Source organism: Falsiroseomonas sp. RANM36, assembly GCF_056682175.1.
In genome coordinates this window covers 321593-325553 of the sequence record NZ_JBWXTD010000005.1, presented here as the reverse complement: position 1 = coordinate 325553, position 3961 = coordinate 321593, and the positions used below count along the sequence as shown (strand labels likewise).

Below are 3961 nucleotides of genomic sequence, written 5' to 3'. Positions count from 1 at the left end.
GGGCGGCCCCCCCCCGGCGCCCTACCCCCCCGCGGGGGGGGGGGGGCCGCCGCGCGCCCCCGCCCCCCCGGCTCGCGCCGCGCCGCCGCCTCGCGCGCCGCGTCCGCGCGGCGCGCCATCAGCGCCTCCACGACGCGCGCCTGGACGCGGGCATCGGCCAGGCCGCTGCGCGCGACTTCGGCGGCCGCCTCCGCGCGCGCCGTCGCCGCCACGGCATCGTCTCGTGACGCGCGCGCGCGCGGCAGGAAGGCGGCGTAGTCGGCCGGGCTTCCGGGCAGCTCCGCCGCCAGGGCCGCCTTCGCCGCCGCCTCCTGTGCGGCCGCACCGGCGAGGGCCGACTGCCGTGTCGCCATCTCCCGCCGCGCAGCAGCCACATCGAGCCGCCGCAGCCTCGCCAGCACGGCCAGTGGATCACGTGGCATCGCCCAGCGCCTCCGCGAGCAGGGCGAAGCTCTCCTCCGGCGGCGTCGCCTCGCCGCGGCCCTGGCGCAGCAGCGCCTCGATGCGCGGCCCGAGCCGCAGCGCCGCGTCCACGGCGGCGTCGGTGCCGGCGCGATAGGCGCCGAGGCGCACCAGCTCCGCCATCTCCTGCTGCAGCGACAGCACGGCCCGCGCCCGCGCGACCAGGTCGCGCTGCGCGGGATCGAGGCAGCCCGGCATGCTGCGCGACAGGCTGCGCAGCACATCCACCGCCGGGTAGCGGCCGCGCTCCGCGATCGCGCGGTCCAGCACGACATGGCCATCCAGGATACCACGCACCGCATCGGCGACCGGCTCGTCATGGTCGTCGCCCTCGACCAGCACGGTCGCCAGCAGCGTGATGGAGCCCGCGCAGCCCTCCGCCCCCGGACCGGCGCGCTCCAGCAGCCGCGGCAGCTCGGCGAAGACGCTGGCCGGGAAGCCGCGTGTCGCCGGCGGCTCGCCGGCGGCAAGCCCGATCTCGCGGCAGGCGAGGGCGAAGCGCGTCACGCTGTCAAGCAGCAGCAGCACGCGCTTGCCGGCATCGCGAAAATGCTCGGCGACGGTCATCGCGGCCAGCGCCGCTTCCCGCCGCAGCGGCGCCGCGGCGTCGGAGGTGGCGCAGACCACCACGCTGCGCGCCAGGCGCTCCGGACCGAGATCGTCCTCGATGAATTCGCGCAACTCGCGCCCGCGCTCGCCGACCAGGCCCACCACAACCACGTCGAAGCCCGGCGCGCCGGCCAGCATCGCCAGCAGCGTGGACTTGCCGATGCCGGAGGCGGCGAAGAGGCCGAGGCGCTGCCCCTCCCGCATCGCGCAGAACAGGTCGAGCGCCCGCACGCCGAGCCCGATGCGCGGGCCGAGCCGCGCGCGCAGCCCCGGCGGCGGCGGATCGGCCTGCAAGGGACGCGGGCAGCCGCCGCGCGGCAGCGCCCCGCGCCCGTCGAGCGGCGCGCCGAGCGGATCAACCACCCGGCCGAGCCAGCCCTCCGTCACGTCGAGCCGCGCCGGGCCGAGCAGCCTGACCGCCTGGCCGGCGCGGGCGCCGCCGGCGGGGCCGAGCGGCAGGGCCTGCTGCGCCTCCGGCTTGGTCGCGACGACCTCCGCGAGCAGGGGCGGCCCGGCGGAGAGCACGGCGATTCGCTCGCCCGGGGAGGGCGCCGGGCGCAGACCGGCGATCTCGAGGCCGCGCGGGCCGGCTGCAGCGAGCTGTCCGCGCGATTCCGACGCCTCAACCTGTGCGAGCAGCACCCGCGCAAGGGACGCCTTTGATCGGGTCGAGCATGATCTTGATTGACGAGTCATTGTCCTATTTTTGCTACGTATTTACCTTCGGATTAGCTTTTTTCTTAAAAAAATGGCTTCCCTTTCACCCGGCACATGGTATCACTGCACGCGTGGGATGTGGGAGTGCCACCGATGCGTGTCCTTTTGGTTGAGGATGATACGATTGTCGCCCGCGGCGTGTCGCTCGCGCTCAAGGCCGCTTCGATGATCGTCGATACAGCCGATACGGGTGAAGAATCCTTGGAACTCGCGCGGCTTTATGATTACGACATCATCATTCTGGACCTCATGCTGCCCGACATGGAGGGCTACGAGGTCGTCCGCCGGCTGCGCGCCGCCCGGATCGAGACGCCGGTCCTGATCCTCTCCGGCCTCACAAGGCCCCAGGCCAAGGTCCGGGGCTTCGGCATGGGCGCCGACGACTACATCACCAAGCCCTTCGACCAGCAGGAGCTGATCGCGCGGATCCAGGCGATCGTCCGCCGCGCCAAGGGCTTCAGCCAGCCGACGCTCACCGTCGGGCCGCTCACCTTGAACCTCGGCTCGCGCGAGGTCATGGTGGAGGGCGCCAACGTCCACCTGACCGGCAAGGAATACGCCGTGCTGGAGCTGCTGACGCTCCGCAAGGGCATCGTGCTGACCAAGGAGGCGTTCCTGAACCACCTCTATGGCGGCATGGACGAGCCCGAGGTGAAGATCATCGACGTCTTCATCTGCAAGCTGCGCAAGAAGCTCGCCCAGGCCGGCGCGCCCGACCTGATCGGCACCGTCTGGGGCCGCGGCTACGTGCTGCGCGACCCGACCAGCCCGGCGCGCATCACCCTGCCGCCGGCCGACCGCCCGGCCATCGCCGCCGCCTGAGCCCATCCGCCGCGTCGCGCCGCCAGGCCGGCGGCGCGACGCGGCCGGGTCAGTCAGGCCGATTCAGTAGAGCCGCGTGCGGTAGGTCTCCGGCAGCCCGGCATCCCCCGCGCCCGCCTCGGCCGCGCCGGCGCTGTGCTCGGCGATCAGCGCGCCCATCGTCGGCAGACCCTCGGGCCGCGCCCGGTCCTCCCACAGGCGGGAGCGGATCGGCGCCTTGCCGCATTGCATGAACAGGCTCTCCACCGTCACGAGCAGCAGCGTCGCGGGCTCCTTCCCTTGCGCGGCATGGCGCGCACGCAGCCCCGGGTCGGCGGTGATCCGCGCGCGCCCATGCACCCGCAGCGCCTCCATCGCGCCCGGCACCAGGAACAGCAGCGAGACACGCGGGTCCTGCAGGATGTCGCGCAGCGCATCCAGCCGGTTGTTGCCGCGCCGGTCCGGCAGCACGAGCGTCCGGTCATCCGCCAGCGCGACGAAGCCGGGCGCGTCGCCGCGCGGCGTGATGTGCGGCCCCGCCTCGCCGATCGTCGCCAGCAGGCAGAAGGGGCTCGCCGCGACGAAGGCGCGCGTCGCCGGCCCGATCCGGTCCCCCACCTTGCCCTGCGCCAGCGCGCTCGGCGCGCCATAGATCGCGTCCAGCGCCTCCGGCGTGGCGATGGCGAAGGGGTCCCCGGTCAGCGCGTCCATGCGGCGACGATGGCAGCCGCCGCCCGCGCTGTCATCCGGCGTTACGCCGCCGCCCGCTGCGCCGCCACGCCATAGACCCCGCGCTCTCCCGGCAGCGGCGCGCGGCGCGTGGTGAGGCCCACCACCGTCTCCGCCGCGCCGAGATAGAGCACGCCCTGCGGCGCCAGCATCCGCGCCAGCATCTCCAGCACGCGCGTCTTGGTCGGGCTGTCGAAGTAGATCAGCACGTTGCGGCAGAAGATCACGTCGAAACGCCCCAGCGCGCCGCAATCCGCCATCAGGTTGCGCTCCTCGAAGCGCACCATCCCGCGCAGCTCGGGCTTCAGCCGCCAGCGCGCGCCCTCCTGCGCGAAATGCGTCATCAGCGCGCGGATCGGCAGGCCGCGCTGCACCTCGAACTGGCTGAAGGCGCCCTCGCGCGCGCGCGCCAGCACCTCGCCCGAGATGTCGGTGCCGAGGATCTCGACGCCCCGCGCCGCGCCGGCGCCGAGCGTCTCCTGCGCCAGCATCGCGATGGAATAGGGCTCCTGCCCGGTGGAGCAGGCGGCCGACCAGACCCGCACGCGCTCGCCCGGCGCCTTGCCGGCGGCGAGGCCGCGGCCGCAGGCCGCGGGGATGCTCGAAGGGGCGCCCGGCGCGGAAGAAGCGCGATTCATGCGTG

5 protein-coding genes are annotated in these 3961 nt (G+C 74.1%); 1 reads left to right on the top strand and 4 read right to left on the bottom strand.

Annotation, left to right across the window (positions count from 1 at the left end; genetic code table 11):
* A partial coding sequence (locus AC1MIR_RS19570; protein WP_480029863.1) for a hypothetical protein occupies positions 1 to 422 on the bottom strand: 422 nt, incomplete at its 3' end.
* Complete coding sequence (locus AC1MIR_RS19565; protein WP_480029862.1) at positions 412 to 1767, bottom strand: FliI/YscN family ATPase; 1356 nt, start codon at positions 1765 to 1767, stop codon at positions 412 to 414. The genes AC1MIR_RS19565 and AC1MIR_RS19570, both read right to left, overlap by 11 nt.
* 114 nt (positions 1768 to 1881) lie before the next feature.
* Here AC1MIR_RS19565 and ctrA point away from each other — a divergent pair, with 114 nt between their 5' ends.
* A complete protein-coding gene (ctrA, locus tag AC1MIR_RS19560; RefSeq protein ID WP_480030226.1) occupies positions 1882 to 2610 on the top strand; it encodes a response regulator transcription factor CtrA in 729 nt (242 codons plus the stop codon).
* A 63-nt stretch (positions 2611 to 2673) separates the two neighbouring features.
* On the opposite strand, the gene AC1MIR_RS19555 is transcribed toward ctrA, so the two are convergent.
* Both AC1MIR_RS19555 and AC1MIR_RS19550 read right to left on the bottom strand, forming a co-directional pair.
* Positions 2674 to 3300, bottom strand: a complete 627-nt coding sequence (locus tag AC1MIR_RS19555) for an MSMEG_1061 family FMN-dependent PPOX-type flavoprotein (protein ID WP_480029861.1) — start codon at positions 3298 to 3300, stop codon at positions 2674 to 2676.
* A gap of 41 nt (positions 3301 to 3341) precedes the next feature.
* Positions 3342 to 3961 (bottom strand): CheR family methyltransferase (locus AC1MIR_RS19550; protein WP_480029860.1); only part of this gene is annotated, 620 nt, incomplete at its 5' end.

What these genes read in the sequence shown, in the direction of transcription:
- AC1MIR_RS19565 (WP_480029862.1), bottom strand. Translation starts at nt 1,767, where the DNA reads ATGACTCGTCAATCAAGATCATGCTCGACCCGATCAAAGGCGTCCCTT.
- ctrA (WP_480030226.1), top strand. Translation starts at nt 1,882, where the DNA reads ATGCGTGTCCTTTTGGTTGAGGATGATACGATTGTCGCCCGCGGCGTG.
- AC1MIR_RS19555 (WP_480029861.1), bottom strand. Translation starts at nt 3,300, where the DNA reads ATGGACGCGCTGACCGGGGACCCCTTCGCCATCGCCACGCCGGAGGCG.